Below are 26,584 nucleotides of genomic sequence, written 5' to 3'. Positions count from 1 at the left end.
CGTGCAGGTGACCAGAACCGTCAACGTGATTCCCGACACCACTGCACCCGTTATTACTTTGGTTGGAAATGCAACCATTAACCTGAATGTGGGCGATACTTACAACGAACAGGGCGCTACCGCTACCGACAATATCGATGGCGACATTTCGGGCAACATCGTAATCGGCGGGGATGCCGTGAACCCTGCCGTTGCGGGAACCTATGTCGTGACCTATGACGTGAGCGACGCTGCTGGAAATCCGGCCGTGCAAGCAATAAGAATAGTTATAATAACTAGCCTACCAACAGATGTTATTCTTCATGAAGGATATTTTGAAACAGGATGGGATAATTGGGAAGATGGAGGAAGTGATTGCGCAAGAACAGCTACTTCAAATTCTTACGAAGGTAGCTTCTCAATAAGAATAAGAGACAATTCTGGGGTTTCATCATCAATGACCTTGTCCAATATTGATGTTTCTCCTTATGAGCAAGTTGAAATAGATTTTTATTTCTATGCCTTTAACATGAACAACAATGAAGATTTCTGGGTGCGCTTCTTTGATGGTTCCAATTGGAATACCGTTGCCACCTATGTAAGAGGTATAGACTTTAACAACGACACTTTTTATAATGCAACGGTTACTATAACGTCAACGCAATATAATTTTGCCGTAAATTCAGGTTTCAGATTCCAATGTGACGCTTCTGGAAACAATGATCAAGTTTTTATAGACCAAGTCATTATTACAGGAATAGGAATTGGTTCACCTGCTGTTTATCGAGCTCCAACCGAAAAAACAGATACGACTTTAGATATCACAGAAAACTTTGTTGAAAGAAATGAACTTAAAGTATATCCTAATCCAGTAAAGGGTGATATTTTGAACATTAAAACTTTGAGAAACACCAACATGTCTTATAAAATAGTCAATATGCTTGGGCAAGTTGTAAAAACTGGCGATACAGACCAAGAAATTATTGTTGACTATTTGGAAGCCGGTATGTATTACATTGAAGTAAATGATGGCTCTGACAAAATGATGAAAAGATTTATAAAAGAATAGATTTTTAACTGAGTGACTAACTCTTAAAAAGAAAGCCCAGAGACAATCTCTGGGCTTTTAAATTTTAATAGAATTACTTCAATTTTGAAATCAGTTCTTCCAACGACACCTTAAACTGTTCACCAGAAGTTGACAGCATATTTTTAAGGGTATAGGTGTTTGAAGCCATTTCCTCTTCACCCACCAAAACCACAAACGGAATATTACGTTTATTGGCGTGGTTCATTTGTTTTTTCATTTTGGCTGCGTCAGGATATAATTCGGCATTAATACCGCGCAAGCGCAATTGTTTAATGGCTTTTAAGCTAAATAAGGCTTCCTCATCACCAAAGTTAGTAAACAGTACCTCCACATTTTTAGTAATGGTTTCTGGGAACAAGCCTAATTCTTCAAGAACCAAATAAATTCTATCCAAACCAAAGCTAATGCCCACACCACTCATGTTGGGCATACCAAAAATGCCCGTTAAATCGTCGTAACGGCCACCTCCACCAATGGAACCCATTTGTACGGTTTTGGGCGCAGCCACTTCAAAAATAGCACCTGTGTAATAGTTTAGTCCGCGTGCCAAGGTAACATCCAATTGCAATTTGGCCGTGGTTAAACCCAATTCAGTAATGGCGTTATTGATAAAAGCCAGTTCATCAATACCTTTTCTTCCTTCTTCCGAAGTATCCAAAATGCTTTTTAAACTTTCGATTTGTGATTCAAACGAACCAGATAAGGTGAATAGCGGTTGCAATTTTGAAATCCCATCTTCTGAAATACCTTTGCTCAACATTTCTTCTTTTACCTTCTCTTCACCTATTTTGTCAAGTTTGTCCAAAGCTACCGTAAAATCAATCAATTTATCGGAAGCACCAATAACCTCAGCAATACCAGACAATATTTTACGGTTGTTTATTTTTATGGTAACACCATCCAGTTTTAAATCTGAAAAAACAGTGTCGTACAGTTGAATAAACTCCACTTCTTGCCAAAGTGAATCGCTACCTACCACATCGGCATCACATTGATAAAACTCTCTAAAACGACCCTTTTGTGGCCTATCGGCCCGCCAAACAGGTTGTATTTGATAACGCTTAAACGGAAACTCTATTTCGTTTTGGTGCTGTACCACGTAACGCGCAAAGGGCACGGTTAAATCGTAGCGGAGCGCCTTTTCGGAAATTGAAGCGGTCAGTTTATTTGAATCCTTTCCATTATAAGCGCTTTCATCTGCTTTCGACAAATAATCCCCAGAATTCAAAATCTTAAAAATCAAACGATCCCCTTCATCCCCATATTTCCCCATTAAGGTTTCTGAGTTTTCAAAACTTGGAGTTTCAATAGGTTGGAACCCGAAGGTTTCAAAAGCCCCACGAATGGTATTGAAAATATAGTTTCGTTTAGCTACTTGATCCGGATTGAAATCTCGAGTACCTTTTGGGATGCTGGGTTTTTGGGCCATTTGGTGGTGATTGTTTTTAGGTTTTATCCATCGCACTTCGACTTGAGTTTATCTTGAGCGCAGTCGAAAGGCTCAGTTTGACAAAAATAAAAGATTAATTTGAAAAAGATTCCGGCTTGGGCAGGAATGACAAATCTAATTTATCAAGTTATCAAAATACACATACAATTCACCTTTGGTAATAACGGCACCTTGCTCAATCATTTTGAATTTATCTAGGTTTTCGTCCTCGGTATATTCTTTATCTGCCTGCAAAAACTCAACTTGTTCATCCATCAAATTTTCACGCAGCCAATTGTAACCTTCCTTTGTCGTAATATCAACTGCTTCATTTTTCACATTAATGACAATGGCATGCATGCTTTTTTCGTCAAGATGAAACAAATACATATGCTGCGGTGCAAAATGCTCCAAATATTCGGCCTGGTTCAAAACACCTTCCCAAATTAAATCACTGAACACGTCCAACTCGGTTTCGGCCAATTCTGGCTTATTGGCTTTTAGGTTGGTCCACTCGTCGTGCGTGATGGATTGGGTGGCCAAAAAATTAATGAATTCTTGGTGCAGTTCTTCAAACTGTTCTTTTGTGAGTCTTCTGTACTTCATTTTACAAATGTCATAAAAAAAGCCTCAACATTGTTGAGGCTTATTATTTTGTTTAAGCGTTATTAAGCTTGTGCTATAACCTCAAAAGGAAAATCGAAAACCACTTCACGATGTAAACGCACAACAGCATTGTACTGCCCCAAACGTTTGATGTTTCCACCTGTAATGGTAACAAATTTTTTGTCTACGATGTGACCTTCCTTTTCAAAAGCCTCAACCAAATCAGCTTTGGTTACCGAGCCAAATAATTTATCGCCAGCTGAAGCTCCTTCTGTAGCTTTAGCAGTAATTTTAACTTCCAACGCTTTAATAGCCTCTGCTGTTTTATTAGCGTCCTCTATTAATTTCTTGTCTTTAAAAGCTCTTTGTTTCAAGTTTTCTGCCAATACCTTTTTAGCAGAAGGCGTTGCCAATATAGCATGCCCTTGAGGAATTAAAAAGTTTCTACCATAACCGCTCTTAACTGTTACAACATCGTCTTTAAACCCTAAATTCTCAACGTCTTGTTTTAATATAAGTTCCATTGTTATGATTGTTTTATTTTAATAAATCTGCTACATAAGGCATCAAGGCCAAGTGACGCGCTCTTTTTACAGCTACAGACACTTTTCTTTGATACTTTAAAGATGTTCCTGTTAAACGACGTGGTAAAATTTTACCTTGCTCGTTTACAAACTTTAATAAGAAATCTGGATCTTTATAATCAACATATTTAATTCCAGATTTTTTGAAACGACAATATTTCTTTTGCTTATTAGTTTCAATGTTAAGCGGAGTTAAATACCTGATTTCTCCGTCTTTTTTTCCTTTTGATTGTTGTTCTATTGATGACATAATTAAGCTTTTACTTTAAGTTTTTCTCTTCTTCTTTCTGCCCAAGCAATGGCGTGCTTATCAAGAGCTACGGTTAAATAGCGCATAAAACGCTCGTCACGTCTAAACTCCAATTCAAGAGCGTTAATTACATCACCTGCAACGGTGTACTCAAATAAATGGTAAAAACCACTTTTCTTGTTCTGGATTGGATAAGCTAATTTTTTAAGCCCCCAATCTTCTTTCGATACCATCTTAGCGCCGTTAGAAACAAGAAAATCTTCGTATTTCTTTACTGTTTCCTTTATCTGTTCTTCAGATAAAACGGGATTTAAGATGAAAACAGTTTCATAATGATTCATAAAAATCGTTTTAATTGTTAAAAATTGGCTGCAAAAATAAATAAATTCTATATATTACACAACTAAAACACACCCTATTTCAAAGGTAAAAAACATCAAGTTTAAAATGTTAAAATTATGTTAAATTGCGCATTTTAACGATGTTTTTTGGTTTTTAACCGAATTATTCGTACTATTGTCGATATCTTAACCGAAATAATACAAATGTTATGACTTTAAACTGTGTAGTAGTAGACGATTCAGCAATACAACGTCTCTCTATTGTTAAGTTAGTTGAAAATCACCCAAATCTTAACTTAATAGCAGAGTACAGTAGTGCTTTAGAAACTAAAAATGGTTTAAATACGCATCAAGTTGATTTAATCTTTCTAGACATTGAAATGCCAGTGCTAAATGGATTTGAACTTTTAGACGTATTGAACAACAAACCCCAAATTATTTTTGTAACCGGTAAAACCGAATATGCTTTTAAAGCATTCAATTACGACGCTACCGATTATTTGCACAAACCTATTACAAAAGAACGTTTTAACACCTCTGTAGAAAAAGCCCTTGAGCAACACAGGTTGACCCAAGACTTTAACGAAGAAGAAGGTGAACACATTTTTGTAAAGAGTAACCTGAAAAAACGTAAAGTTTATATTAAGGATATTAAGTGGATTGAAGCCTTGGGTGATTATGTAAAGTTAGTTACAGAGGAAAACAGCTTGGTAGTTTTATCTACCATGAAATCTTTTGAAGCTGAACTACCAGAAGGCAAATTTTTAAGAATCCATAAATCGTACATTGTTAATCTGGATAAAATTGACAGATTTAACAGTAAAAATGTTGAAGTCGGTGCCTACGAAATCCCTTTAAGTAGAAACAAAAAAACCCAATTGGTTGACGCTTTAAATAATATTTAAACCACTAACCATCTAAATTAAAAGTTATCGACATTTAGAATTACCCTAACCGACCGAAAATCTTTTATACTCTGGAAGCTATTATTAATTTTAATGATAGCTTCCTTTGTTTTTGACAATGATTGCTGCTTTGGTATTTTCACCAATATGTTTTTATGAAACTGGTTACGGATTCTGGCGATGGGTGGAGATTCTGGTCCTAAAACAAAATCGCCAAATACTTGCCTTAAGGATTTTGCAAACCATATAGCGGCAGTTTCAGTTTTATTATAATCTTTATGTTTTAATATGATTTTAATCTGCTTGTAAACCGGTGGGTACTTAAAATTATAGCGATCGTTCATTTGCTCATTGAACATGTCGATATAATTGTTGGTAGATACCTGCTGCAATATATTATGATGTGGATTGTAAGTTTGTATCAAAACCTTTCCTCGTTCTTCAGTTCTACCGGCCCTACCCGCTACCTGCAGCATGAGCTGAAAACTGCGCTCGTGGGCTCTAAAATCTGGAAAGTTCAACATATTATCAGCATTCATAATACCAACAAGTTTCACATTCCGAAAATCAAGCCCTTTGGTTAGCATTTGCGTACCTACCAAAATATCAATTTCTTGTTGTTCAAGAGCAGTTATTATTTTTTCATAGCCGTATTTGCCACGCGTTGTATCCAAATCCATTCGGCCAACATTATGATTGGGAAAAAGTATCTTGACCTCCTCCTCTATTTGCTCTGTACCAAAACCCTTGGCATCCAAATCTTGACTTCCACAGGCCATACAATCTTGCAGCATAGCCATATTATATCCGCAATAATGGCAGCGCAATTGGTTTCTATATTGATGATAGGTTAAACTCACATCGCAATTTGGGCATTGTGGGGAATGCCCACATGTGTTGCATTCCACAATAGGCGAAAAGCCACGCCTATTTTGAAATAAAATAATTTGATGTTCTTCCTTTAAAGCATCGGTCATTTCTTCAATCAATCTGTCGCTAAAATGGCCTTTCATACGCTTCCTTTTCAGTTTATCTTTTATATCAACCAATTCAATGTCTGGCATCAACACATCATTATATCTATGCTTCAATTCAACAAAGCCGTACTTTTTCTGTTTCGCATTAAAATAGCTTTCCAAACTTGGAGTTGCGGATCCCAACAATACTTTTGCCAGACACAGGTTTGCCAAAACAACCGCAGTATCTCGGGCATGGTAACGTGGCGCTGGGTCAAATTGTTTAAATGATTGCTCGTGCTCCTCGTCAACAATAATTAACCCCAAATCATTAAATGGTAAAAAGATAGACGAACGTGCACCCAAAACTATTTGTGCTTTAGGGGAATTGTTAAGAACATTATTCCAAACCTCAACTCGCTCATTGGAGGAATATTTTGAATGGAATACGGCAACTTTTTCTCCAAAATAATTTTGAAGCCTCGTGATTAATTGCGCCGTTAATGCAATTTCTGGAAGTAAATATAGCACCTGTTTGCCCTGTGCAATAACTTCCTCAATAAGCTTCACATAAACCTCGGTTTTCCCAGAAGAGGTAACTCCATGTAACAGAGTTACATTTTGGTCCTGGAACGAAGATTTAATTTCAGCCAAAGCCGTTTTTTGATAAGTATTCAGTTTTTTTGAATCTTCTGTTTCTTCACCAGAATATTGTACGCGGTCAGTTTGGATATAATACTCCTCTAAAACACCTTTATCAATTAACGACTTAATAATAGCCGAGGATGCACCACTTTCCTCTGCTAATTTGGCAACCTTTACCGGTTTTTTTGTTTTTGCTGAAATGGAAAACAAACTTAGTACCACATCACTTTGTTTTGGAGCTCTGCTTAAATCTTCCAGTAAATTTTGAAGTGACTTTTCTGAAGAAAAATTGGAATGTAATTTTACGTACCGTACCAATTTGGGTTTATACTTTTCGTAAACTTCTTCTTCAACAGAAATGGCTTCCTTTTCAATTAGCCTTTTTATAACGGGCAAAACATTCTTCTTGTCTAAAATGTTTGAAATATCATGGATTTTCAATGAAGATTGGTGGTGAAGTGCCTCATAAACCAAAAATTCATCATCTTTTAAAATTGACTCGTCAATGGTTTTCGTCATATTTCTAACCACCACGGTTTCATTCTCTAAAATAAAAGGATTTGGCAGTGCGGCTCGCATAACATCACCGAGCGTGCACATGTAATAACTAGCTATCCATTCCCAAAGCAGTAACTGGTTTTGGTTGACCATTGGCTCTTCATCCAAAATTTGCTGAATCTCTTTAGCTTCATAGGTCGTTGGTGCATTATTATGGATTTTAAACACAATGCCCGTATAAATTTTAGATTTTCCAAAAGGCACAGCAACCCGCATTCCTGGTTTTAAAAACTCCGATTCTGAAGCGGTAACACTATAAGTGAACAACTTTTGGAGCGGCACAGGAATGATGACATCTATGAAATAAGCCATAAACTAATTCCTTTTTCTTAGTTTATTTAAAGATGCATTCAGCTCATAACCTAACAATAAAATATTTGAATTGAGCCATAGGTAAAATAGCAAAATCAACAATGCTCCAATGGAACCATAAAGCTTGTTATACTGACTGAAATTTTCAATATAAACACCAAACAAATAAGATGTTAACATAATAAGCAAGGTCGTGAAAAGTGCCCCAACGGAAAAGAATTTTGAATGCCTACCTTCTTGCGTGCCAAAATAATATAAGATTGATGTGGCCAAATAAACCATAAGAACAAAGAATATATATTTGGCGACATCTGCCCAAAACACATTTTGAACATCTATTTCATATCCCCTATTTTCCAAAGCATTAAGCAACTCCTGTACTACGTAAAGCTGAAAATATCCTAATACAGCAATGGTCAAAATAAGTAAGAACGCCAATATTAATGCAATGCCCAAGGCGTAGAAGTACTGCCTAAAAATGTTACGGGTAAGTTGTTCGTGGTACGAGGTTTCGAAGCCCGAAAAAACCGCATTAACTCCATTGGCCATCAACAATAATGAAAGCACAAATACTGAAGACAACAAACCTCCGCGTTGCGATTGGTCTATGTTTTCAAAAATATTTTCAAAAAAGAAATCTGAGGTGTTTGGGGGTAAAAATGATTCCAAAAATTGTAAAAATTCAATTTTAAAATCATCAATAGGCACATAAGGGATAATGAATAAAACAAACAACAAAAACGGAAAAATAGCTGTAAAAAAGCTAAACGCAATGGCACTTGCCCTAGTGGTTAAAGCGCCCCTTACAATGCCTGTAATATAGAGTTCCAATAAATCATAAAAGGATAAACCTTCAAGACCGGGTAGTTTTATTTTCTTAAAAAACCGCACCAAGACATTAACTACAGGTATTCTGTCAAGTCTGTCCTCCAAGGGTTTTGTCATTAATAATCTGCTTTTGTAGTTAAAGCAAAGTTATTAAAATTAAGATTGTATTTTACTGTTTGACGAAGCGAATTTAGCGAATAAACTATCCTTTATTAGAAGACTATTTTATGGCCTTTAAACTCAAGTCCATATTATGTACAGAATGGGTCAACGCACCACATGAAATATAATTTACACCACATTCAGCATAATGCCTAATTGTATCTTCGTTAATGTTACCTGAAGATTCTGTTAAACATTTGTCACCAATCAATTTAACGGCTTTTCTGGTGTCTTCGTAATCAAAATTATCCAAAAGGATTCTGTAAACACCGTCATTCCGCAAAATTTCCTCGACTTCAATGAGGTTACGTGCTTCAACCATAATCAATAAATCCTTGCCCGTTTCATCCAAATACTGCTTGGTCATTTCAATAGCTTGTGTAATGCCTCCGGCAAAATCGATATGGTTGTCTTTAAGCATTATCATATCATAAAGCGCAAACCTGTGATTTTCTCCACCACCAATTTTCACGGCCCATTTCTCTAAAACACGGATACCTGGCGTCGTTTTTCTAGTATCTAAAATTTTAGTTTTAGTACCTTTTACCAAATTAACAAACATTCTGGTTTTGGTAGCAATAGCACTCATACGTTGCATGGCGTTAAGCACTGTTCGTTCTGCCATTAAGATAGATCTGGAAGGACCTTCCACATACATAACCACATCACCATAAGTTACTTCGGTACCATCTTCAATGCGAACGTCAATTTTTAGGTTTTTATCCACATAAGCAAAAACCTTTTTTGCAAAATTAACCCCGCCTATAACACCTTTATCCTTTACTAAAAGTTTTGCCCTACCTCTAGCATTTTCTGGAATACAAGCTAGGGAACTGTGGTCGCCATCACCTACATCTTCTCGAATAGCATTTGCAATTATTCCTTTAACCTCGCTATCAAACTGCTCTTGTGTAATCATTACTTGTTAGTTAGTTTTGGGCAAAAATAAGAAATTGATTTACTATATTAAATTTTCCTTTTACGAATTTTTAGGTATTTTGATTTTTTTTTACATAATTCGCAAATAGTAAGCAATAATTTTAACTTATGACTATTAAGCTTATTGCCATTGGCAAAACTGATAACAAGCTACTTACATCATTAATTGAGGATTACCAAAAGCGTTTGGGTTTTTATGTTAAGTTTGATTTTGAAATAATTCCTGATATAAAAAACGCAAAGAATTTAAGTGAGGAGCAACAAAAACAAAAAGAAGGCGACCTCATCTTGTCTAAAATTAATACGACCGACTCCTTAGTACTTTTGGATGAACGAGGAAAACAGTTTGATTCTGTTTCATTTTCAAACTACCTTCAAAAACACATGAACTCTGGAATCAAACAATTGGTTTTTGTTATTGGTGGACCTTATGGTTTTTCGGATGAAGTTTATAAAAAAGCTGATGGGAAACTATCACTTTCTAAAATGACATTTTCCCATCAAATGATTCGTTTATTTTTTATTGAGCAGTTATACAGGGGCTTTACCATTTTAAGGAACGAACCCTACCACCACCGTTAATAGGTTTTAAAAACTTGCTTACGCTTTTTAAGCTGTCGTTCAAGATCGCTAATGGTTTCCCGAACGGCCACTTCAAAGTTATGTTCTTCTGAGGTTGCAAATATTCTTGGGCCTGGCAAACTCAGTTCCATATTGCAGATCTTACCTTTATCATGATGCTTTTCATCCTTCTTAAAATATACTGTTGCACCTATTAAAAACTCATATCTATTAAACAATTTCTCTAATTTTTCCCTTGTAAAAGCTGAAAGCGTTTCGCTAATATCAACATCTACGTATTGAATGTTTACTGTCATAATCGTTCTCTTTTAAAGTTTAATTTCAGTTGTAATATACAAGTTTTTATACAAATCAAAGTAACAAAAATCATAAATTGAATATAAATTTTTCCAATCTTTAATATTTTCAGTTAAGCCATTAAATAGTACTTTTGAATTCTTTGAATTTCAATAAAATCAACTGAATAAACCTATGAAAATCGTTTTTGCCACAAACAACAAAAATAAAATCAGTGAAGTTCAATCAATGATTCCCAAAAACATAAAGTTACTCAGCTTGGAAGACATTGGCTGTTTTGAAGACATCCCCGAAACCCAGAACACCATAGAAGGCAACGCTAAACAAAAAGCAAATTATATTAAGGAACGCTTTGGCTTTGACTGTTTTGCGGACGATACGGGTTTGGAAGTTGATGCCCTTGATGGAGCACCTGGAGTGTACTCAGCTAGATATGCTGGAGAGCAAAAAAACGCAACAGACAATATGGATAAATTGCTTCTGGAATTAAAAGATAAAACCAACAAAAACGCCCAGTTTAAAACCGTTATTGCTTTGAATTTTATTAGCGAACTAAAAACTTTTACTGGAATCTGCAAAGGAGAAATTACCACAGAAAAAAAAGGTAAAAAAGGCTTTGGGTATGACCCTATTTTTAAACCGTTGGGACATGAGCAAACATTTGCCGAAATGGACTTAAGTTTAAAAAATGAAATCGGGCACCGTGGCATGGCCATTGCAAAATTAGTTGCCTTTTTAAATGGTTTTGTACACTAAATTAGCAGACAAAAAAACAAAATTTGATGTTGCCTGTTAATATTCTTTATGTTACTTTTAATTTATGATGACAGAGGAATACATTGAAAAAGAAAATGCTGCCATAACAAAAGCCTACAAAGAGTTATTAAAGGTCAGTTACACGACACTTACCGATGACGATAAAAAACTCATTCGAAAAGCTTTTGAAGTGGCTATGGATGGCCATAAAAACCAGCGTAGAAAATCTGGTGAAGCTTATATTTTCCATCCAATTGCTGTTGCAAAAATTGTTGCCCAAGAAATAGGTTTGGATGGCACTTCAATTGCTGCCGCGCTACTCCATGATGTGGTTGAAGACAGCCCTGACTATGAAATTGATGACATTGAAAAAGAGTTTGGACCAGTAGTGGCAACCATTGTTGATGGGCTAACGAAAATATCTTCATTAAGTAAGGAAAAAGATATGGATGTTTCACTCCAAGCAGAAAACTTCCGTAAAATGTTGCTGACACTGAATGATGACGTTAGGGTAATCATTATTAAAATAGCCGACAGGTTGCACAATATGCAAACCATGGATGCCATGCGAGTTGACAAGCAAATAAAAATCGCTTCAGAAACTCTTTATATTTATGCGCCTCTTGCTCACAGAATCGGACTTTACAACATCAAAACCGAACTCGAGGACTTAGGGCTTAAATACACTGAACCCGATGTTTACAATGACATTCTTGATAAAATAAAGGAGAGTAAGGCCGAACAAGACGACTATATTGAAAAGTTTAGTTCTGTCATAAAAAATTCGTTGGACAAAGAGCATTTAAGCTATACCATAAAAGGGCGGCCAAAATCTATTTTTTCTATTCGAAAAAAAATGATAAATCAAGGTGTTTCCTTTGATGAAGTTTATGACAAATTTGCCATTAGAATTATTTATAAATGTGGTTCAGATCCACATAACGAAAAGTTTTTGGCATGGAAAATCTACTCTATCGTTACCGATCATTTTAGGCCTAATCCTATCCGTTTGCGTGATTGGATTTCTTCGCCAAAATCAACAGGCTATGAAGCCTTACACATTACGGTAATGGGTCCCAAAGGACGTTGGGTTGAAGTTCAGATACGAAGTGAACGCATGAATGAAATAGCTGAAAAAGGTTATGCGGCACACTATAAATACAAACAGGGCAACGAAAAAGAGGATAATCTTGAAAGCTGGATAAACCGATTGCAGGAGGCCCTTGAAAACCCAGAAACCAATGCTGTAGATTTTGTTGAGCAGTTCAAGCTCAATCTGTATTCAAAAGAGATTTTTGTGTTCACTCCTGCAGGTGATTTAAAATCACTGCCAAAAGGCGCTACGGCTTTAGACTTTGCATTCCACATTCATACCGAAATAGGCATGAAAACCCGTGGAGCAAAGGTAAATAATAAATTGGTGCCCTTAAGTCATGAGCTGAAAAGTGGGGACCAAGTAGAAATTTTGACGGCCGAAAATTCAAAACCAAATACAAACTGGTTAGATTATGCTACTACAGCTAGATCCAGAAGTAAAATTAAATCTGCCTTACGTGAAAACAAAAAACAAATTGGCGAGGATGGCAAAGAGATTTTACGCCGCAAATTAAAACAACTAAAAATCAATCTTGATGAGGAATCTGTAAACGAAATGGTGCGATTCTTCAAGCTTAAAACAAGTTTGGATTTATTTTACAGAGTTGGCGTTGGAACCATAGATAATTCAATGCTTAAAAGCTATGCTTCATCCAGAAGCAATGCTTTCATGAGCTTTATCAAAAACAGAATATCCAAGAAAACCCCAATAAAAAAAGAGGAATTGGAAAAAGAGGAAGTCACTTTAAAATATGACTCTCTGGTTTTTGGTAAAGAAGAGGAAAAATTAGACTATAAATTGGCCAATTGTTGCAACCCAATTCCTGGCGACGCCGTTTTTGGTTTTTTAACAGTTAATGAAGGCATAAAAGTCCACAAAAAAAACTGCCCTAATGCCGTTAGTTTACAGTCCAATTACGCCTACCGAATTATGCCTGCCAAATGGATAGATTCAACACAACAAGAGTTTTCAGCCAAAATTGTTCTTACTGGAATTGACCACATTGGCTTGGTAAACGAAATAACCACCATAGTTTCTGAAGATATGCACGTAAACATGAACAGCATAAGTTTTGAAAGCAACCATGGGCTATTTTCGGGAAAAATTAATGTGGTTGTAAAAAACAATACCATAATCAACAGGCTTTTAGAAAAACTAAAAAAAATTAATGGCATAGATAAGGTTACTAGAGTGTAAAAAAAGTGTAAATTTGCGTCGAAATTATGGAGGCTAAACCAGAGAATAAAAATCAAGAAATTGTAAAGAATGTATTTACTACATTTTTGGAAGCCAACGGTCACCGCAAAACGCCCGAACGATACGCCATACTTCAGGAAATCTACAACAATAAGGAGCATTTTGATATAGAATCCCTATATCTTAATATGAAGAACAAAAAATATCGGGTATCTCGCGCAACGCTTTATAACACTATAGAACTTCTTTTAGAATGCGGTTTGGTAAGAAAACATCAATTCGGGCAAAACCAAGCACATTACGAAAAATCATATTTCGATAGGCAGCACGACCATGTTATACTTACCGACACAGGTGAAGTCATTGAGTTTTGCGACCCAAGAATTCAATCTATAAAAAAAACAATAGAAGAAGTTTTTGGTATAGAAATCAATAACCACTCACTCTATTTCTACGGGAATAGAAAATCAACCACAAATAACTAATTTTTACAATGGCAGTAGACTTACTACTAGGATTACAATGGGGAGACGAAGGCAAAGGTAAGATTGTTGACGTACTTACATCAAACTACAACATTATAGCACGTTTTCAAGGCGGGCCAAATGCTGGACACACTTTGGTTTTCAATGGAAAAAAACATGTTTTGCATACTATTCCATCGGGAATTTTTCATGATGATGCCACCAATTTGGTTGGCAACGGCGTAGTAATAGACCCCGTAATTTTTAAAGGCGAACTTGACAAACTTGAAGAGCAAAATATAGATTACAGAAAGTCTCTACTTATTTCACGTAAAGCACATATCATTCTACCAACACATAGATTGCTTGATGCAGCTAGTGAAGCTTCAAAAGGAAAGGCTAAAATTGGTTCAACCTTAAAAGGAATTGGACCAACTTATATGGATAAAACTGGCCGAAATGGTATTCGTGTAGGTGATTTGGAATTAAGCGATTGGAAAGAACGCTACAGAAACCTTGCCGATAAGCACGAGTCTATGATTGCTTACTACAATGTGGATATAGAGTACAATTTAAAAGAGCTTGAAGAAGAATTTTTCAAGGCCATTGACGTATTAAAATCGTTAACCTTTATTGATTCTGAAGAATACATTTACCAAGCGCAAAAAGCTGAAAAATCAATTCTGGCTGAAGGTGCACAAGGCTCTCTATTGGATATTGACTTTGGAACTTATCCTTTTGTAACATCTAGCAACACTACTGCAGCAGGCGCCTGCACAGGCTTAGGTGTTGCTCCAAATCAAATTGGTGATGTTTTTGGCATTTTTAAAGCTTACACTACCCGTGTTGGTTCCGGCCCTTTCCCAACTGAATTATTTGATGAAGATGGTAAAACGATGGGACGTGTGGGTAACGAATTTGGTGCTACAACAGGTAGACCAAGACGTTGCGGTTGGTTGGACTTGGTAGCATTAAAATACGCTTGTCGAGTTAACGGCGTTACCCAATTGATGATGATGAAAGGCGATGTGCTTTCTGGTTTCAAAACTTTAAAAGTTTGCACACAGTATAAATATAAAGGTAAAACAATTTCGCATTTGCCTTATAATATTGAGCCTGAAAACGTGGAGCCAATTTACACCGAATTCAGTGGTTGGAACGAAGATTTAACAGAAATGTCCGATGCTTCAGAATTGCCAAAGGCACTAAATGAATACATTGACTTTTTGGAAAAAGAATTGGAAATTCCTATAACCATTGTATCTGTTGGACCAGATAGAAAACAAACTATTTTTAGACAACAGTTGGTTTAAAAGAATGATTTGATTTAAAATAAAAAAAAGCTCCAAACAACCTATTTGGAGCTTTTTTATTGATATATTTTATATCTAAACCTTTATGGTACAGCCAATGGCTTTTGTTTCTTTTTCAGGAACTTCTTTTCCAGCTAATAAGGCATCTACCGCATCTTCAACATATTTTGTTGAAACTGCCGAAGCATCTTTATAATTGTCATCAATTGCACCTATATACTTTACCACATTACCTTTTTTAGTCTTTTGCAATACAAACAAATGAGGTGTTTTAGTAGCCCCATATTTTGGGTAAACGCTTTGATCGGCATCTATTAAATATGGAAAAGTAAAGCCCTTGCTTTCAGCACGCTCTTTCATGGCATCCAAATTATCGCCTGGCTTGACCTTAACATTATTAGGCATTATGGCTATAACTGGATATCCTTTACTGGCATATTTTTGGTCTAGCGCTATAATTCTGTCTTCATAAGCAACGGCAAACGGACATGTATTGCACGTAAACGTAACAATAAAACCTTTGGCATCTTTATAATCTGATAGAGATACCATTTTACCGTTTACATTTTCAAGTGAAAAATCTTCTGCAATATCTCCTATTTTGTAACCATCACTTGTAATGGTAAAAGCACTCATTACTATTAAAACAAGTACGGCCGAAACTAATTTGATTGACTTTTTCATGGATAGATATTTTTATTTAAAAATTGGTTTAACTCTGTTTTTAACTCTTCAAAATCAAAGGATTGTTCGTAAAATTTACGATGATCATTTCTATATATGATGGTGGCCGGTATTGCGCCAGTCCAACTTTCACTTACTTTAGGAATCCAAGTATTCATGTCTGGGTCATCCAACGCCACAACTTTACTCTTTAAATTCCTTTCCTTTATAAATGGCTTTAGCTTATTTTCATACAAATGCGGAAAATCAAGACTTACAAGGATTACTTCCATTCCATCATCTTTAAATTCAGCATTCAATCTTTCAAAATACGGTAACTCCTTTACGCAAGGTGCACACCAAGTCGCCCAAAAATTTATGACGTAAACTTTATCGTCCTTTTTATTCAAAAATTTTTCAAAACCATTGAAATCATAAACCTCCAAATCAATATTTTTTGAAAAATTGCTCGACAAATCCTTTGTACCTGATTCAACAGAAACGGTTTCACTTTTTTTGTTGTTAAAACAACCTGACATTAATAAGACAGCCGCAATAGAAAATAGTTTAATCTTCATATTCATAAAATTACTTAATCCTCAAGTTTTTAGTTTGTTTTTAACAAATTTTTATGTTAAAACATATTTCATTTGAATAATTCCAACCTGTATGAAATATTTCCGTACATTTGTATATACAACAATGTTGAATGAAGATAGAAAATATATTAAAAACAACTCCTACTCTACCATTATCGAAAAAAGTTGTTGTAAATCTTTTATACACCAATAGTGTAGTAATTGGTATTTTGAATGACGTTCTTAAAACTTATGACATTTCCATTCAGCAATTTAATGTGCTCAGAATATTGCGTGGTCAAAAAGGTGTTCCTGTTACCCTAAGCATCATTCAAGAACGTATGATTGCCAAAATGAGTAATACAACAAGGTTAGTTGACAAACTCATTATAAAAGGTTATGCCACTAAAAAAACGAATGAAAAGAACAAAAGAAAAATTGATATTTCAATAACCCAAGCAGGGCTTAATTTCTTAAATGAAATAGATGCTTTGGTTGATAGTGCAGAACAAGATATTGTTAACATGTTAAGTGAAAATGACAAACTAGAGCTCATCAGATTATTAGAAAAATTAAGATTAATAGCAAACTAACAAGGTTCGAGCAACCAGTAGTGATCAAAAAGAGGCTGTCCAAAAAAAAGACAGCCTCTTTTATTTTAAAAAAATCAACAAACTTTTGGGTAATTATTATTTCATTTATATATTTGGTCCATCAAAAGAAATAAATGAATACAACTTTAAATAATACTTGGTGGTGGTGCTTTCAGAACTAACATTCGTGAAGTAAACCCTAGTATATTTAAAACTAAAAATATAAAAAAGGCTTGTCATTCACGACAGGCCTTTTTCTTTGTTCTGAGACGTTTTCAGAATAATAAAAATTAAATTTATGAAGACCTACAGCCTTTATACGCATAATAAACGAATCTTAACGGATACCATTACACCGGTTACCGTGTACTACAAAATACGCGATAAATACCCAAACAGTATTCTTTTGGAAAGTGGTGACTATCATAGAAACCACAAAAATTTTTCGTATATCTGTTTTAACCCCATTGCCTCAATAAAGGTTGAAAACGAGGTAATTTCACAAACATTTCCGGATGGAAGTTCTACAAGCTTAAACATTACCAAAAACGTAAATGTGGTTAATGAGATTTACAATTTCACCAAACGGTTTAAGGTGAAATCTGAAGAAAACTTCAAGTTCATCAACAATGGTATTTTTGGCTATACAGCCTACGATGCGGTAAGGTATTTTGAAGATATTGAAATTGGTAAAAAAGATAATTCGGTTGTCATTCCAGATGTTTATTATGCGGTTTACAAAAATATTATAGCCATAAATCATTTCAAAAATGAGGCTTATATCTTTGCCCATTGCTATGAAGACCATGAAAACAACATTGATGAGATAGACAAGCTCATTAACGTTCAAAATTTTGCGTCCTACAATTTCAATTCAAAAGGAAAAATAAATTCTAATTTAACCGATGATGAATTTAGGGAACATGTGGAATTGGCTAGAAAACATTGTCATCGTGGCGATGTGTTTCAATTGGTGCTGTCTAGACGATTTTCTCAAGAATTTACAGGAGATGATTTTAATGTTTATCGTGCGTTAAGAAGCATTAATCCTTCTCCCTATTTGTTTTACTTTGATTATGGTGATTTTAAAATTTTTGGAAGTTCACCCGAAGCGCAACTTATTGTAACCAATGGTTTAGCTGAAATTCACCCAATTGCAGGTACGTTCAAACGCACAGGAGATGAGCAAAAAGATGAAGCCTTGGCGGAAAAGTTGAGAAATGACGACAAAGAAAATGCCGAACATGTGATGCTGGTAGATTTAGCACGAAACGATTTGAGCCGACATGGTAGCCAAGTAAAAGTTGAAACTTACAGAGAAGTACAGTTCTTTTCGCATGTCATCCATTTGGTGAGTAAAGTTACGGGACAAAAACACAATACAACCTCAACTATGCAGGTGGTGGCGGACACATTCCCAGCCGGAACCTTAAGTGGTGCGCCAAAACATATGGCGATGCAACTTATTGAAAAATATGAAAAAACAAGTCGAGGATATTATGGTGGAGCCATTGGTTTTATGGATTTTGAAGGTAATTTTAACCATGCCATCATGATTCGAACGTTTTTAAGCAAGGACTATAAATTGAACTGGCAAGCTGGTGCTGGATTGGTTTCAAAATCAAACCAAGAAAACGAATTACAAGAAGTTTACAATAAATTAGGAGCATTAACCAAAGCTATTGCTTTAGCTGAAGATATTTAAGATGAAAAAAGTATTAGTAATAGATAATTACGACAGTTTCACCTATAATTTGGTGCACTATCTGGAAGATTTAAATTGTGATGTTACCGTTGTAAGAAATGATAAATTGGTTTTAGAAGACGTAGAGCCTTTTGATAAAATCGTGCTTTCTCCAGGTCCTGGAATTCCTGATGAAGCCGGATTATTAAAACCAATCATCGCAAAATATGCGCCAACGAAAAGCATTTTAGGTGTTTGTTTGGGGCAACAGGCCATTGGTGAAGTTTTTGGTGGTTCTTTAATTAATTTGGATGAAGTGTATCACGGTGTGGCCACTAAAGTTGAAATATGCGTTAATGACGAGTCCATTTTCGAAGGTTTAAATAAAAGTATTGAAGTTGGTCGATACCATTCTTGGGTGGTAAATTCAAATTTACCTGATAGCTTGGAGGCTACTTCATTTGATGAAAACGGACAAGTAATGTCACTTCGCCATAAAGAATATGACGTTAGAGGTGTGCAATATCATCCAGAATCGGTTTTAACGCCTGACGGAAAAAAAATACTAGAAAACTGGGTAAACCAATAGTGAATAAAGAATGAAAGACGTTTTAAACAGACTCATAAACCACGAAACCCTTTCAACTGAAGAGGCTAAACAAGTTATTGTAAACATATCTAACGATATGTATAACTCTAGTCAAATAGCTTGTTTTCTTTCGGTGTTCATGATGCGAAGTATTACCATTGAAGAGCTTCAAGGATTTAGGGACGCCCTTTTGGAACTTTGCGTTCCCATAAACCTTAGCGATTATAATGCTATTGACATTGTTGGAACGGGCGGCGATGGTAAAAACACCTTCAACATTTCCACCCTATCCTCATTCATTACGGCAGGTGCTGGGGTTAACGTTTCCAAGCATGGTAATTATGGTGTGTCTTCAACCTCTGGTTCATCAAATGTTATGGAAAAACTTGGTGTTAAATTTTCTAACAATGAAGACTTTTTAAAACGTTGTATGGACCAAGCTGGAATTTGCATTTTGCATGCGCCGTTGTTTCATCCTGCCATGAAAAACGTTGCTCCTATTCGTCGCGAATTAGGTGTTAAAACCTTTTTTAACATGTTAGGACCCTTGGTAAATCCATCGTTTCCAAATAACCATGTTTTAGGTGTTTTTAATTTGGAAGTTTTAAGACTCTACAGCTTTTTGCTTCAGAATACAAAGAATAACTATAATATTATTTATGCTTTGGATGGTTATGATGAAATTTCATTGACTGGAAAAGCAAAAATTGTTTCCAATCATTCTGAAAAGCTTTTCTCACCAGAAGACTTAGGACTTTCAAAAGTCAATCAAAATGACATTTTTGGAGGCAATAGCATTGAAGAAGCCGCAAAAACATTTGCAGACATTATAAGAGGCAAAGGCACTGAAGCACAAAATAACGTGGTATGCGCCAATGCAGGTTTAGCCATTTCGACCAGCAACCAAATTTCACACAAAGAAGGTTTTGAAATGGCGAAAGAGTCACTCTTTTCAGGAAAGGCAAAAACAAGTTTAGATAAATTGATTGAGTTAAGTAAGTAATGAACATTCTAGACAAAATAACATTAGATAAAAGAAAAGAAGTAGAGCTTAGGAAAAGTTTAATTCCTGTTTCTCAACTGGAGCATTCTGTTTTGTTTGAAAGACAAACTGTTTCCCTTTCCAACAAATTGCGAAATAGCAAATCAGGAATAATTGCAGAACATAAACGTAGGTCACCTTCAAAATCCGTTATAAATAATGGTTTAAATGTTCAAGATGTGGCTACGGGTTATGAAAAAGCGGGTGTTTGCGGTATGTCGGTTTTAACAGATGGCAAATACTTTGGTGGTTCTTTAGATGATTTACTAACCGCTAGAGCAAGTTGTAATTTGCCTTTGTTGAGAAAAGAATTCATCATTGACGAATACCAAATTCTTGAAGCGAAAGCCCATGGTGCTGATGTCATTTTATTGATTGCTGCTATCTTAACCAGAAAGGAAATCAAACAATTTTCAGAATTTTCAAAAAGTTTGAATTTAGATGTGCTTTTAGAAGTTCATAATGAAGAAGAGTTGCAAAAATCCATCATGCCAAGTTTGGATATGCTCGGGGTGAATAATAGAAACTTAAAAACTTTTGAAGTGAGCCTTGAAACCAGTAAGTCTTTGAGTACTCTAATTCCAAATAATTTTGTAAAAGTTTCCGAAAGTGGCATCAGTAACATCGATGCTATTAAAGAATTACAACCTTTTGGGTATCAAGGGTTTTTGATAGGTGAAAACTTTATGAAAACGGATAACCCCGGAGCAAATGCCAAAGAATTTATAAAGACTTTAGAAAAATGAAACTGAAAGTTTGCGGCATGAAATATCAAGATAATATTGAACAAGTTGCAGCTTTGCAACCAGATTATCTTGGGTTTATATTTTATGAAAAATCTGCAAGACATTTTGAGTTGGAAAATATCCCTGAAATTTCAAAATTCATAAAAAAAGTTGGAGTTTTTGTTAATGCTAGTCTTGACTTTATCCAAGAAAAAATTGAAAAACATAATTTAAATGCCGTTCAACTTCATGGTGAAGAATCGCCTGAATTTTGTGATGCTTTAAAAAACAAAAACATAGAAATTATCAAAGTGTTTTCAATAAAAGACGAATTCAATTTTGAGATACTAAAACCCTATGAAAATGTGGTTGATTATTTCCTTTTTGATACCAAGGGGAAATTACCTGGGGGAAATGGCTATACATTCAATTGGGATGTTTTAATGGATTACCCATCAAATAAACCATTTTTTTTAAGTGGTGGTATCGGGATTGATGAGGTTGAAAAAATCAAAGCATTTAAAAACAGTGAGGCTTCAAAATATTGCTATGCCTTGGATGTAAATAGCAAATTTGAAATTGAACCCGGATTGAAAAATATTGAATTACTTAAAGAGTTTAAAAATAAACTGATTAAATAATCATGAATTATAACGTTGACGAAAAAGGTTATTATGGTGAATTTGGAGGTGCATTTATCCCTGAAATGCTCTATCCAAACGTGGAAGAATTACGCCAAAACTATTTAAAGGTCATGGCAGAACCCGAGTTTAAAAAAGAGTTCAACCAACTTTTAAAGGATTATGTTGGGCGTCCTTCCCCACTCTATTTTGCAAAACGCCTTTCCGAAAAATACAATACCAAAATCTATTTAAAACGTGAAGATTTAAACCATACCGGGGCACATAAAATCAATAATACAATTGGTCAAATACTTATGGCAAAACGTTTGGGCAAAACCCGAATTATTGCCGAAACTGGTGCTGGCCAACATGGTGTTGCTACGGCCACGGTTTGTGCTTTAATGGGATTGGAATGTATTGTGTACATGGGTGAAATTGATATTGCACGTCAAGCGCCGAACGTTGCTAGAATGAAAATGTTGGGAGCTACTGTTGTTCCTGCTTTGTCTGGAAGCCGCACCTTAAAGGACGCAACCAACGAAGCCATTCGCGATTGGATTAACAACCCTGTAAACACCCATTATATTATTGGTTCAGCTATTGGCCCACATCCGTATCCTGATATGGTAACACGTTTTCAATCAGTTATTTCAGAGGAAATTAAATGGCAGTTAAAAGAACATGAAGGAACAGAAAAACCTGATTACGTAGTGGCGTGTATTGGTGGTGGAAGTAACGCCGCTGGTACTTTTTACCATTATTTACATGAACCAGAAGTTGGAATTATCGCTGTTGAAGCTGCTGGTTTGGGCGTTGATTCTGGTGAAAGTGCGGCAACTTCAGTTTTAGGAAAAGAAGGCATTATTCACGGTTGTAAAACCATGTTGATGCAAACCAAAGATGGACAAATTACTGAGCCTTACTCCATTTCAGCTGGTTTAGATTATCCTGGTGTTGGCCCTATGCATGCGCATTTATGTAAAACGGGACGTGCCGAATTTATGGCCATAACAGATGATGAAGCGATGAAAGCTGGATTAGAATTATGTAAATTGGAAGGCATTATTCCTGCCATTGAGAGCTCGCACGCTTTGGCCATTTTTGAGCAAAAGACGTTTAAACAAGACGATGTTATTGTTGTAAGTTTATCAGGTCGTGGCGATAAGGATTTACAAAACTATATTGAATATTTTAAAATTTAACGTCATGCTGAACTTGTTTCAGTATCACATCAAAATTGAAAAAAAGTTTCGTTCACATATTAACCAACAAATATAGGACTACATTCTATGTTGGAGTGACAGCTAATTTGGAGAAAAGGTTAATAGAACATAATGAAGAAAAAGGCTCGATATTTACAAAAAAGTACAATCTTAAAGATTTAATTTACTTCGAAGAATTTACTGATGTCAATCAAGCTATTGCTCGAGAAAAACAATTGAAAAATTGGCATAAAGACTGGAAAATAAATCTAATTAAAGAGAAAAATCCAACATTAAGAACTTTATTAATCTAACTAAATGCGACCCTGAAACAAGTTCAGGGTGACGAGAAAATGAACAGAATTAACAAGAAAATATCTGAAGACAAAAAGCTTCTTTCTATATACTTTACCGCAGGTTACCCAAATTTAAACGATACGGTTTCCATCATTCAAGATTTGGAAAAAAACGGGGTGGATATGATTGAAATTGGTCTACCATTTAGTGACCCATTAGCTGATGGACCTACCATTCAAGATAGTTCAACCAAGGCATTAAAAAATGGTATGACCACTGAAATTCTTTTCAACCAGCTAAAGGATATCAGAAAAACGGTGAATATTCCATTAATCATTATGGGTTACTTCAATCCTATGTTTCAATATGGTGTAGAAGCATTTTGTAAAAAATGTCAGGAAATTGGTATTGATGGATTAATCATTCCGGACTTACCCGTTGACGTTTATCATGAAGAATATCAAGCCATTTTTGAAAAATATGGTCTGATCAATGTGTTTTTAATCACGCCCCAAACAAGTGACGAACGAATCCGATACATTGATTCTATTTCCAACGGATTTATTTATATGGTAAGTAGCGCAAGCACCACTGGGGCAAAATCTGGTTTTGGTGATGAGCAAACCCAATATTTTGAACGTATTGATAAAATGAATCTTAAAAACCCACAAATTATTGGTTTTGGTATTAGCAATAATCAAACGTTTACCCAAGCTACGCAATATGCAAAAGGCGCAATAATAGGAAGTGCTTTTGTGAAGTATGTCACTAATGAAGACATAAATACTATTGATAAATTTGTTAATTCTATTTTAGAATGAAAATTTTCAAGGATTTTAAAATCATCATTTTGCTTTGCCTCACCTTGGGGCTGGCTCCGTTTTTCCCTGAACCGCATATTTGGGGGAAAATAAAATGGATTGCTGGCGGAGCAAAAGGCATGCAACTTATAGATTGGTTTGATGTTCTTTTACATGGTTTTCCATTTGTATTGCTAATCATCGCCATAGTTTTGAAAATATCTAAAAAGTAATGCCCTTAAATATTGTTTTAGTCGAACCTGAAATTCCTAATAACACGGGCAATATTGGTCGTTTGGCTTTGGCTTCCGGTTCTAATTTGCACCTTGTTAAACCTTTTGGTTTTGAAATAGACGATACCCGACTTAAACGAGCCGGATTGGACTATTGGCAACATTTACAGGTGACTTCTTACGAAAATATTGATGAGTTTTTCAAAGTAAACCGTGGCAAAAAAATGGCTTTTTTGTCCAGTCATGGTGAAAAAAAACATTGGGATATCCCTTTTGAGGATGGCATGTTTTTAATCTTTGGAAAGGAATCCGTTGGGCTACCAAAATCATTGATTTATGAACAAAAAGAACACCTCTTTAAAATTCCTCTTTACAGCGACCACGTTAGAAGCTTAAATCTAGCAAATGCTGTAAGCATTGTTGTTTATGAAGGCTTAAAATCTATTTGATTTTTAATTTATCAAAAAAACTCCCGATACTGCATCACCCGAAAATCAAAAGTATTAAAATCAGGATTTTTCGTTTTTAACTGCTGATATAATGGCATACTTCCGATTGCTCGATTTGCCGAGCCTGAGGCAGAAGTTAACGAAACTGTTTTGATTTTTCGTGGCTTGTAGGTTTCGACTACGCTCAACCTCACATCCTGTTTGTCTGGAATGACGAACTCGTGTATTCGTGGTATTTCGTTTGAAACCAATTCCAACTTTATATTATGTTCCTTAATATGTTTTCTAAAAAAATATTCTGGTCCGTTTTTGCTGTTCCCACCAGTAAACAAAAGTGTATCAACCTTTGGAAATTCCTTTAAATAGCCAATAAGGTTTCTAAGTTTAATATTGGTCATCCCCAAATCTGAAGCATCAATTTTGTCACGTTCGCAACTTTCAACAATATCACAAACCCCGATTTTATGCTTAATCAAAAACTTTTTACGCTCTTGCACAGCTTCCTTTGAATTGTCGTATCGTAAATTTAAATTATGAATCTTATCGATATACAACCATAGGGAATTGTAATAGCTTCCATAACAAAAATCAACATCCTTTTCCAAAAGTTCCCCTATTGAAAACCGAGGTGGTGGCAAGGTGCCCACAATAAGTTTTTGGGTGTCGGCTTGTATGAACGGCTTGTATGGATGTTTATGCCTGAACATGCTAAAACCAAATAAAGTTGTTTTGTTTTAACCCACCAAAAATTTGGTCAAAAATATTCATTTTATTAAATTATAAATCAATCAATTTAAAATCTAACCATTATGGGAAAAGGCGATAAAAAAACAAAACGAGGTAAAATTAACCGTGGAACTTTTGGGGTAAGAAGACCACGAATTAAGAAAAAAATACCTGTGGAAACTAAGATTAGCGTTGGGGATAAAGCCAAACCTAAATAAAGTTATCTTATAAAAACCAACTCGGTTTCGGACGACATGGGCTCACTAAAATTATAACCTTCGTAATTGAAACCCTTAACATCGTCAATGGTATTTGCATTCGTATCAACAATGTAACGTGTCATAAAGCCACGGGCCAATTTGGCATAGGTCATTATGGTTTTGTATTCACCGTTTTTGAAGTCTTTAAAAGTAGCGGTTACAACAGGTACTTTTAATGCTTTTACGTCGATGGCCTTAAAATATTCGTTACTGGCCAAATTCAAGAACAACTCGCCGTCTTCCAACTCTTCATTTAATGCTTTAACAATATCTTTTTTCCAGAATTCATAAAGGTTCTTTTTTGTTCCAACGGGCATTTTTGTACCCATCTCCAATCGGTAAGGCTGGATTAAATCGGTTGGTTTTAATAAACCATATAGACCAGAAAGAATACGAACCGTATTTTGTAGCTTTTCAATGCTGTCTGGCGGAATAGTGTATGCATCCAAGCCACGGTAAACATCACCGCTAAAGGCATAAATAGCTTGCCTCGCATTGTCTTTTGTAAATGGCAATTCCCAAGTTTGATTACGCTCATAATTCAATTGCCCCAAAGCATCCGAAATACTCATAAGTTTAGACAAACTTTTGGCAGATTTCTTCTTCAGTAATTTGTTTAGCCTTTCAGACTGATTTAAAAACTGCGGTTGGGTATATGTTTCTATGGGTAATTTACTTTCAAAATCCAATGATTTTGCTGGTGATAGTACTAATTTCATGTAATGCTTTAGTTTTCAATTTTTTCAAATTTACGATTACTATGGCATTTTAATAATCTTATGTTAGAGTAATTTTTAATGCTACGATAAGTTGAATTTATCAAAATGAGAT

Annotated in this window: 32 protein-coding genes; 19 read left to right on the top strand and 13 right to left on the bottom strand. The window is 35.3% G+C overall.

Annotation, left to right across the window (positions count from 1 at the left end; genetic code table 11):
- On the top strand, nt 1-1,048 hold a 1,048-nt coding region (locus WJN01_RS15245; protein ID WP_445198020.1), incomplete at its 5' end, for an immunoglobulin-like domain-containing protein.
- A gap of 73 nt (nt 1,049-1,121) precedes the next feature.
- Here the strand turns inward: WJN01_RS15245 and hisS are convergent.
- The 5 genes from hisS to rpsF all read right to left on the bottom strand — a co-directional run bounded on the left by hisS (nt 1,122) and on the right by rpsF (nt 4,279).
- Nucleotides 1,122-2,498, bottom strand: coding sequence for a histidine--tRNA ligase (hisS, locus tag WJN01_RS15240; protein WP_445198019.1), 1,377 nt, complete (start codon nt 2,496-2,498; stop codon nt 1,122-1,124).
- 135 nt (nt 2,499-2,633) lie between these two features.
- On the bottom strand, nt 2,634-3,104 hold the full coding sequence (locus tag WJN01_RS15235) for a DUF6495 family protein (RefSeq protein WP_445198018.1): 471 nt from the start codon (nt 3,102-3,104) through the stop codon (nt 2,634-2,636).
- A gap of 62 nt (nt 3,105-3,166) precedes the next feature.
- The gene (gene rplI, locus WJN01_RS15230; protein ID WP_445198017.1) at nt 3,167-3,628 is read right to left on the bottom strand and encodes a 50S ribosomal protein L9; all 462 of its coding nucleotides are present in this window, start codon (nt 3,626-3,628) and stop codon (nt 3,167-3,169) included.
- Between the two features lie 13 nt (nt 3,629-3,641).
- Complete coding sequence (rpsR, locus tag WJN01_RS15225; protein WP_139695332.1) at nt 3,642-3,938, bottom strand: 30S ribosomal protein S18; 297 nt, start codon at nt 3,936-3,938, stop codon at nt 3,642-3,644.
- 2 nt (nt 3,939-3,940) lie between these two features.
- A complete protein-coding gene (gene rpsF / locus WJN01_RS15220) occupies nt 3,941-4,279 on the bottom strand; it encodes a 30S ribosomal protein S6 (RefSeq protein WP_370480204.1) in 339 nt (112 codons plus the stop codon).
- 209 nt (nt 4,280-4,488) lie between these two features.
- Between rpsF and WJN01_RS15215 the strand changes: the two genes are divergently transcribed.
- On the top strand, nt 4,489-5,184 hold the full coding sequence (locus WJN01_RS15215; RefSeq protein ID WP_370480205.1) for a LytR/AlgR family response regulator transcription factor: 696 nt from the start codon (nt 4,489-4,491) through the stop codon (nt 5,182-5,184).
- 17 nt (nt 5,185-5,201) lie between these two features.
- On the opposite strand, the gene priA is transcribed toward WJN01_RS15215, so the two are convergent.
- From priA to nadC, 3 genes are all read right to left on the bottom strand, one after another.
- Nucleotides 5,202-7,655, bottom strand: a complete 2,454-nt coding sequence (gene priA / locus WJN01_RS15210; protein ID WP_445198016.1) for a replication restart helicase PriA — start codon at nt 7,653-7,655, stop codon at nt 5,202-5,204.
- 3 nt (nt 7,656-7,658) lie between these two features.
- Nucleotides 7,659-8,600: a YihY/virulence factor BrkB family protein gene (locus WJN01_RS15205; protein ID WP_445198015.1), complete on the bottom strand. Its 942-nt coding sequence runs from the start codon at nt 8,598-8,600 to the stop codon at nt 7,659-7,661.
- A 103-nt stretch (nt 8,601-8,703) separates the two neighbouring features.
- Complete coding sequence (gene nadC / locus WJN01_RS15200; protein ID WP_445198014.1) at nt 8,704-9,564, bottom strand: carboxylating nicotinate-nucleotide diphosphorylase; 861 nt, start codon at nt 9,562-9,564, stop codon at nt 8,704-8,706.
- A 128-nt stretch (nt 9,565-9,692) separates the two neighbouring features.
- Between nadC and rlmH the strand changes: the two genes are divergently transcribed.
- A complete protein-coding gene (gene rlmH / locus WJN01_RS15195) occupies nt 9,693-10,166 on the top strand; it encodes a 23S rRNA (pseudouridine(1915)-N(3))-methyltransferase RlmH (RefSeq protein WP_445198013.1) in 474 nt (157 codons plus the stop codon).
- On the opposite strand, the gene hpf is transcribed toward rlmH, so the two are convergent.
- Nucleotides 10,163-10,462, bottom strand: a complete 300-nt coding sequence (gene hpf / locus WJN01_RS15190) for a ribosome hibernation-promoting factor, HPF/YfiA family (RefSeq protein WP_445198012.1) — start codon at nt 10,460-10,462, stop codon at nt 10,163-10,165. The two genes, rlmH and hpf, sit on opposite strands and share 4 nt — an antisense overlap.
- A gap of 175 nt (nt 10,463-10,637) precedes the next feature.
- Between hpf and WJN01_RS15185 the strand changes: the two genes are divergently transcribed.
- The 4 genes from WJN01_RS15185 (at nt 10,638) to WJN01_RS15170 (ending at nt 15,289) form a co-directional block, all read left to right on the top strand.
- A complete protein-coding gene (locus tag WJN01_RS15185) occupies nt 10,638-11,219 on the top strand; it encodes a non-canonical purine NTP diphosphatase (protein WP_445198011.1) in 582 nt (193 codons plus the stop codon).
- Nucleotides 11,220-11,286: 67 nt separating this feature from the next.
- Complete coding sequence (locus tag WJN01_RS15180; protein ID WP_445198025.1) at nt 11,287-13,512, top strand: RelA/SpoT family protein; 2,226 nt, start codon at nt 11,287-11,289, stop codon at nt 13,510-13,512.
- 26 nt (nt 13,513-13,538) lie between these two features.
- A complete protein-coding gene (locus WJN01_RS15175) occupies nt 13,539-13,997 on the top strand; it encodes a Fur family transcriptional regulator (RefSeq protein ID WP_445198010.1) in 459 nt (152 codons plus the stop codon).
- Nucleotides 13,998-14,005: 8 nt separating this feature from the next.
- Complete coding sequence (locus WJN01_RS15170; protein ID WP_445198009.1) at nt 14,006-15,289, top strand: adenylosuccinate synthase; 1,284 nt, start codon at nt 14,006-14,008, stop codon at nt 15,287-15,289.
- 75 nt (nt 15,290-15,364) lie between these two features.
- Here the strand turns inward: WJN01_RS15170 and WJN01_RS15165 are convergent, their stop codons facing one another.
- Both WJN01_RS15165 and WJN01_RS15160 read right to left on the bottom strand, forming a co-directional pair.
- Nucleotides 15,365-15,973 carry a thioredoxin family protein gene (locus tag WJN01_RS15165; RefSeq protein WP_445198008.1) on the bottom strand — a complete coding sequence of 203 codons (609 nt, stop codon included), beginning with the start codon at nt 15,971-15,973 and terminating at the stop codon, nt 15,365-15,367.
- Nucleotides 15,970-16,530: a TlpA disulfide reductase family protein gene (locus tag WJN01_RS15160; protein ID WP_445198007.1), complete on the bottom strand. Its 561-nt coding sequence runs from the start codon at nt 16,528-16,530 to the stop codon at nt 15,970-15,972. Before WJN01_RS15160 ends, WJN01_RS15165 begins: the two co-directional genes overlap by 4 nt.
- A gap of 131 nt (nt 16,531-16,661) precedes the next feature.
- Here WJN01_RS15160 and WJN01_RS15155 point away from each other — a divergent pair, with 131 nt between their 5' ends.
- The 11 genes from WJN01_RS15155 to WJN01_RS15105 all read left to right on the top strand — a co-directional run bounded on the left by WJN01_RS15155 (nt 16,662) and on the right by WJN01_RS15105 (nt 24,767).
- Nucleotides 16,662-17,123: a MarR family winged helix-turn-helix transcriptional regulator gene (locus tag WJN01_RS15155; RefSeq protein WP_445198006.1), complete on the top strand. Its 462-nt coding sequence runs from the start codon at nt 16,662-16,664 to the stop codon at nt 17,121-17,123.
- A 298-nt stretch (nt 17,124-17,421) separates the two neighbouring features.
- Complete coding sequence (locus tag WJN01_RS15150) at nt 17,422-18,828, top strand: anthranilate synthase component I family protein (RefSeq protein WP_445198005.1); 1,407 nt, start codon at nt 17,422-17,424, stop codon at nt 18,826-18,828.
- 1 nt (nt 18,829) lies between these two features.
- Nucleotides 18,830-19,396 (top strand): anthranilate synthase component II, encoded by a 567-nt coding sequence (locus WJN01_RS15145; protein WP_445198004.1) that lies wholly within the window; start codon nt 18,830-18,832, stop codon nt 19,394-19,396.
- A gap of 10 nt (nt 19,397-19,406) precedes the next feature.
- Entirely contained in the window at nt 19,407-20,399 is a 993-nt protein-coding gene (trpD, locus tag WJN01_RS15140; RefSeq protein WP_445198003.1) for an anthranilate phosphoribosyltransferase, read from the top strand.
- On the top strand, nt 20,399-21,184 hold the full coding sequence (gene trpC / locus WJN01_RS15135) for an indole-3-glycerol phosphate synthase TrpC (RefSeq protein ID WP_445198002.1): 786 nt from the start codon (nt 20,399-20,401) through the stop codon (nt 21,182-21,184). The genes trpD and trpC overlap by 1 nt, the downstream gene beginning before the upstream one ends.
- The gene (locus WJN01_RS15130) at nt 21,181-21,804 is read left to right on the top strand and encodes a phosphoribosylanthranilate isomerase (RefSeq protein WP_445198001.1); all 624 of its coding nucleotides are present in this window, start codon (nt 21,181-21,183) and stop codon (nt 21,802-21,804) included. The genes trpC and WJN01_RS15130 overlap by 4 nt, the downstream gene beginning before the upstream one ends.
- Before the next feature lie 2 nt (nt 21,805-21,806).
- Nucleotides 21,807-22,988, top strand: coding sequence for a tryptophan synthase subunit beta (trpB, locus tag WJN01_RS15125; RefSeq protein WP_445198000.1), 1,182 nt, complete (start codon nt 21,807-21,809; stop codon nt 22,986-22,988).
- 35 nt (nt 22,989-23,023) lie between these two features.
- Entirely contained in the window at nt 23,024-23,302 is a 279-nt protein-coding gene (locus WJN01_RS15120) for a GIY-YIG nuclease family protein (RefSeq protein ID WP_445197999.1), read from the top strand.
- A gap of 39 nt (nt 23,303-23,341) precedes the next feature.
- Nucleotides 23,342-24,106 carry a tryptophan synthase subunit alpha gene (trpA, locus tag WJN01_RS15115; RefSeq protein WP_445197998.1) on the top strand — a complete coding sequence of 255 codons (765 nt, stop codon included), beginning with the start codon at nt 23,342-23,344 and terminating at the stop codon, nt 24,104-24,106.
- The gene (locus WJN01_RS15110; protein WP_445197997.1) at nt 24,103-24,318 is read left to right on the top strand and encodes a hypothetical protein; all 216 of its coding nucleotides are present in this window, start codon (nt 24,103-24,105) and stop codon (nt 24,316-24,318) included. Before trpA ends, WJN01_RS15110 begins: the two co-directional genes overlap by 4 nt.
- Nucleotides 24,318-24,767 (top strand): tRNA (cytidine(34)-2'-O)-methyltransferase, encoded by a 450-nt coding sequence (locus WJN01_RS15105; RefSeq protein WP_445197996.1) that lies wholly within the window; start codon nt 24,318-24,320, stop codon nt 24,765-24,767. Before WJN01_RS15110 ends, WJN01_RS15105 begins: the two co-directional genes overlap by 1 nt.
- Before the next feature lie 11 nt (nt 24,768-24,778).
- On the opposite strand, the gene WJN01_RS15100 is transcribed toward WJN01_RS15105, so the two are convergent.
- On the bottom strand, nt 24,779-25,474 hold the full coding sequence (locus WJN01_RS15100) for a uracil-DNA glycosylase family protein (RefSeq protein ID WP_445197995.1): 696 nt from the start codon (nt 25,472-25,474) through the stop codon (nt 24,779-24,781).
- Between the two features lie 102 nt (nt 25,475-25,576).
- On the opposite strand from WJN01_RS15100, the gene WJN01_RS15095 reads away from it, so the two are divergent.
- Nucleotides 25,577-25,711 carry a 30S ribosomal protein THX gene (locus WJN01_RS15095; RefSeq protein WP_445197994.1) on the top strand — a complete coding sequence of 45 codons (135 nt, stop codon included), beginning with the start codon at nt 25,577-25,579 and terminating at the stop codon, nt 25,709-25,711.
- Nucleotides 25,712-25,713: 2 nt separating this feature from the next.
- Here the strand turns inward: WJN01_RS15095 and yaaA are convergent, their stop codons facing one another.
- Nucleotides 25,714-26,472, bottom strand: coding sequence for a peroxide stress protein YaaA (gene yaaA, locus WJN01_RS15090; RefSeq protein ID WP_445197993.1), 759 nt, complete (start codon nt 26,470-26,472; stop codon nt 25,714-25,716).
- Nucleotides 26,473-26,584: the final 112 nt, after the last annotated feature.

The sequence above is a fragment of the Tamlana sedimenti genome (genome assembly GCF_038148895.1).
GTDB lineage: Bacteria > Bacteroidota > Bacteroidia > Flavobacteriales > Flavobacteriaceae > Tamlana.
This window is presented reverse-complemented; position numbering and strand designations above follow the sequence as displayed.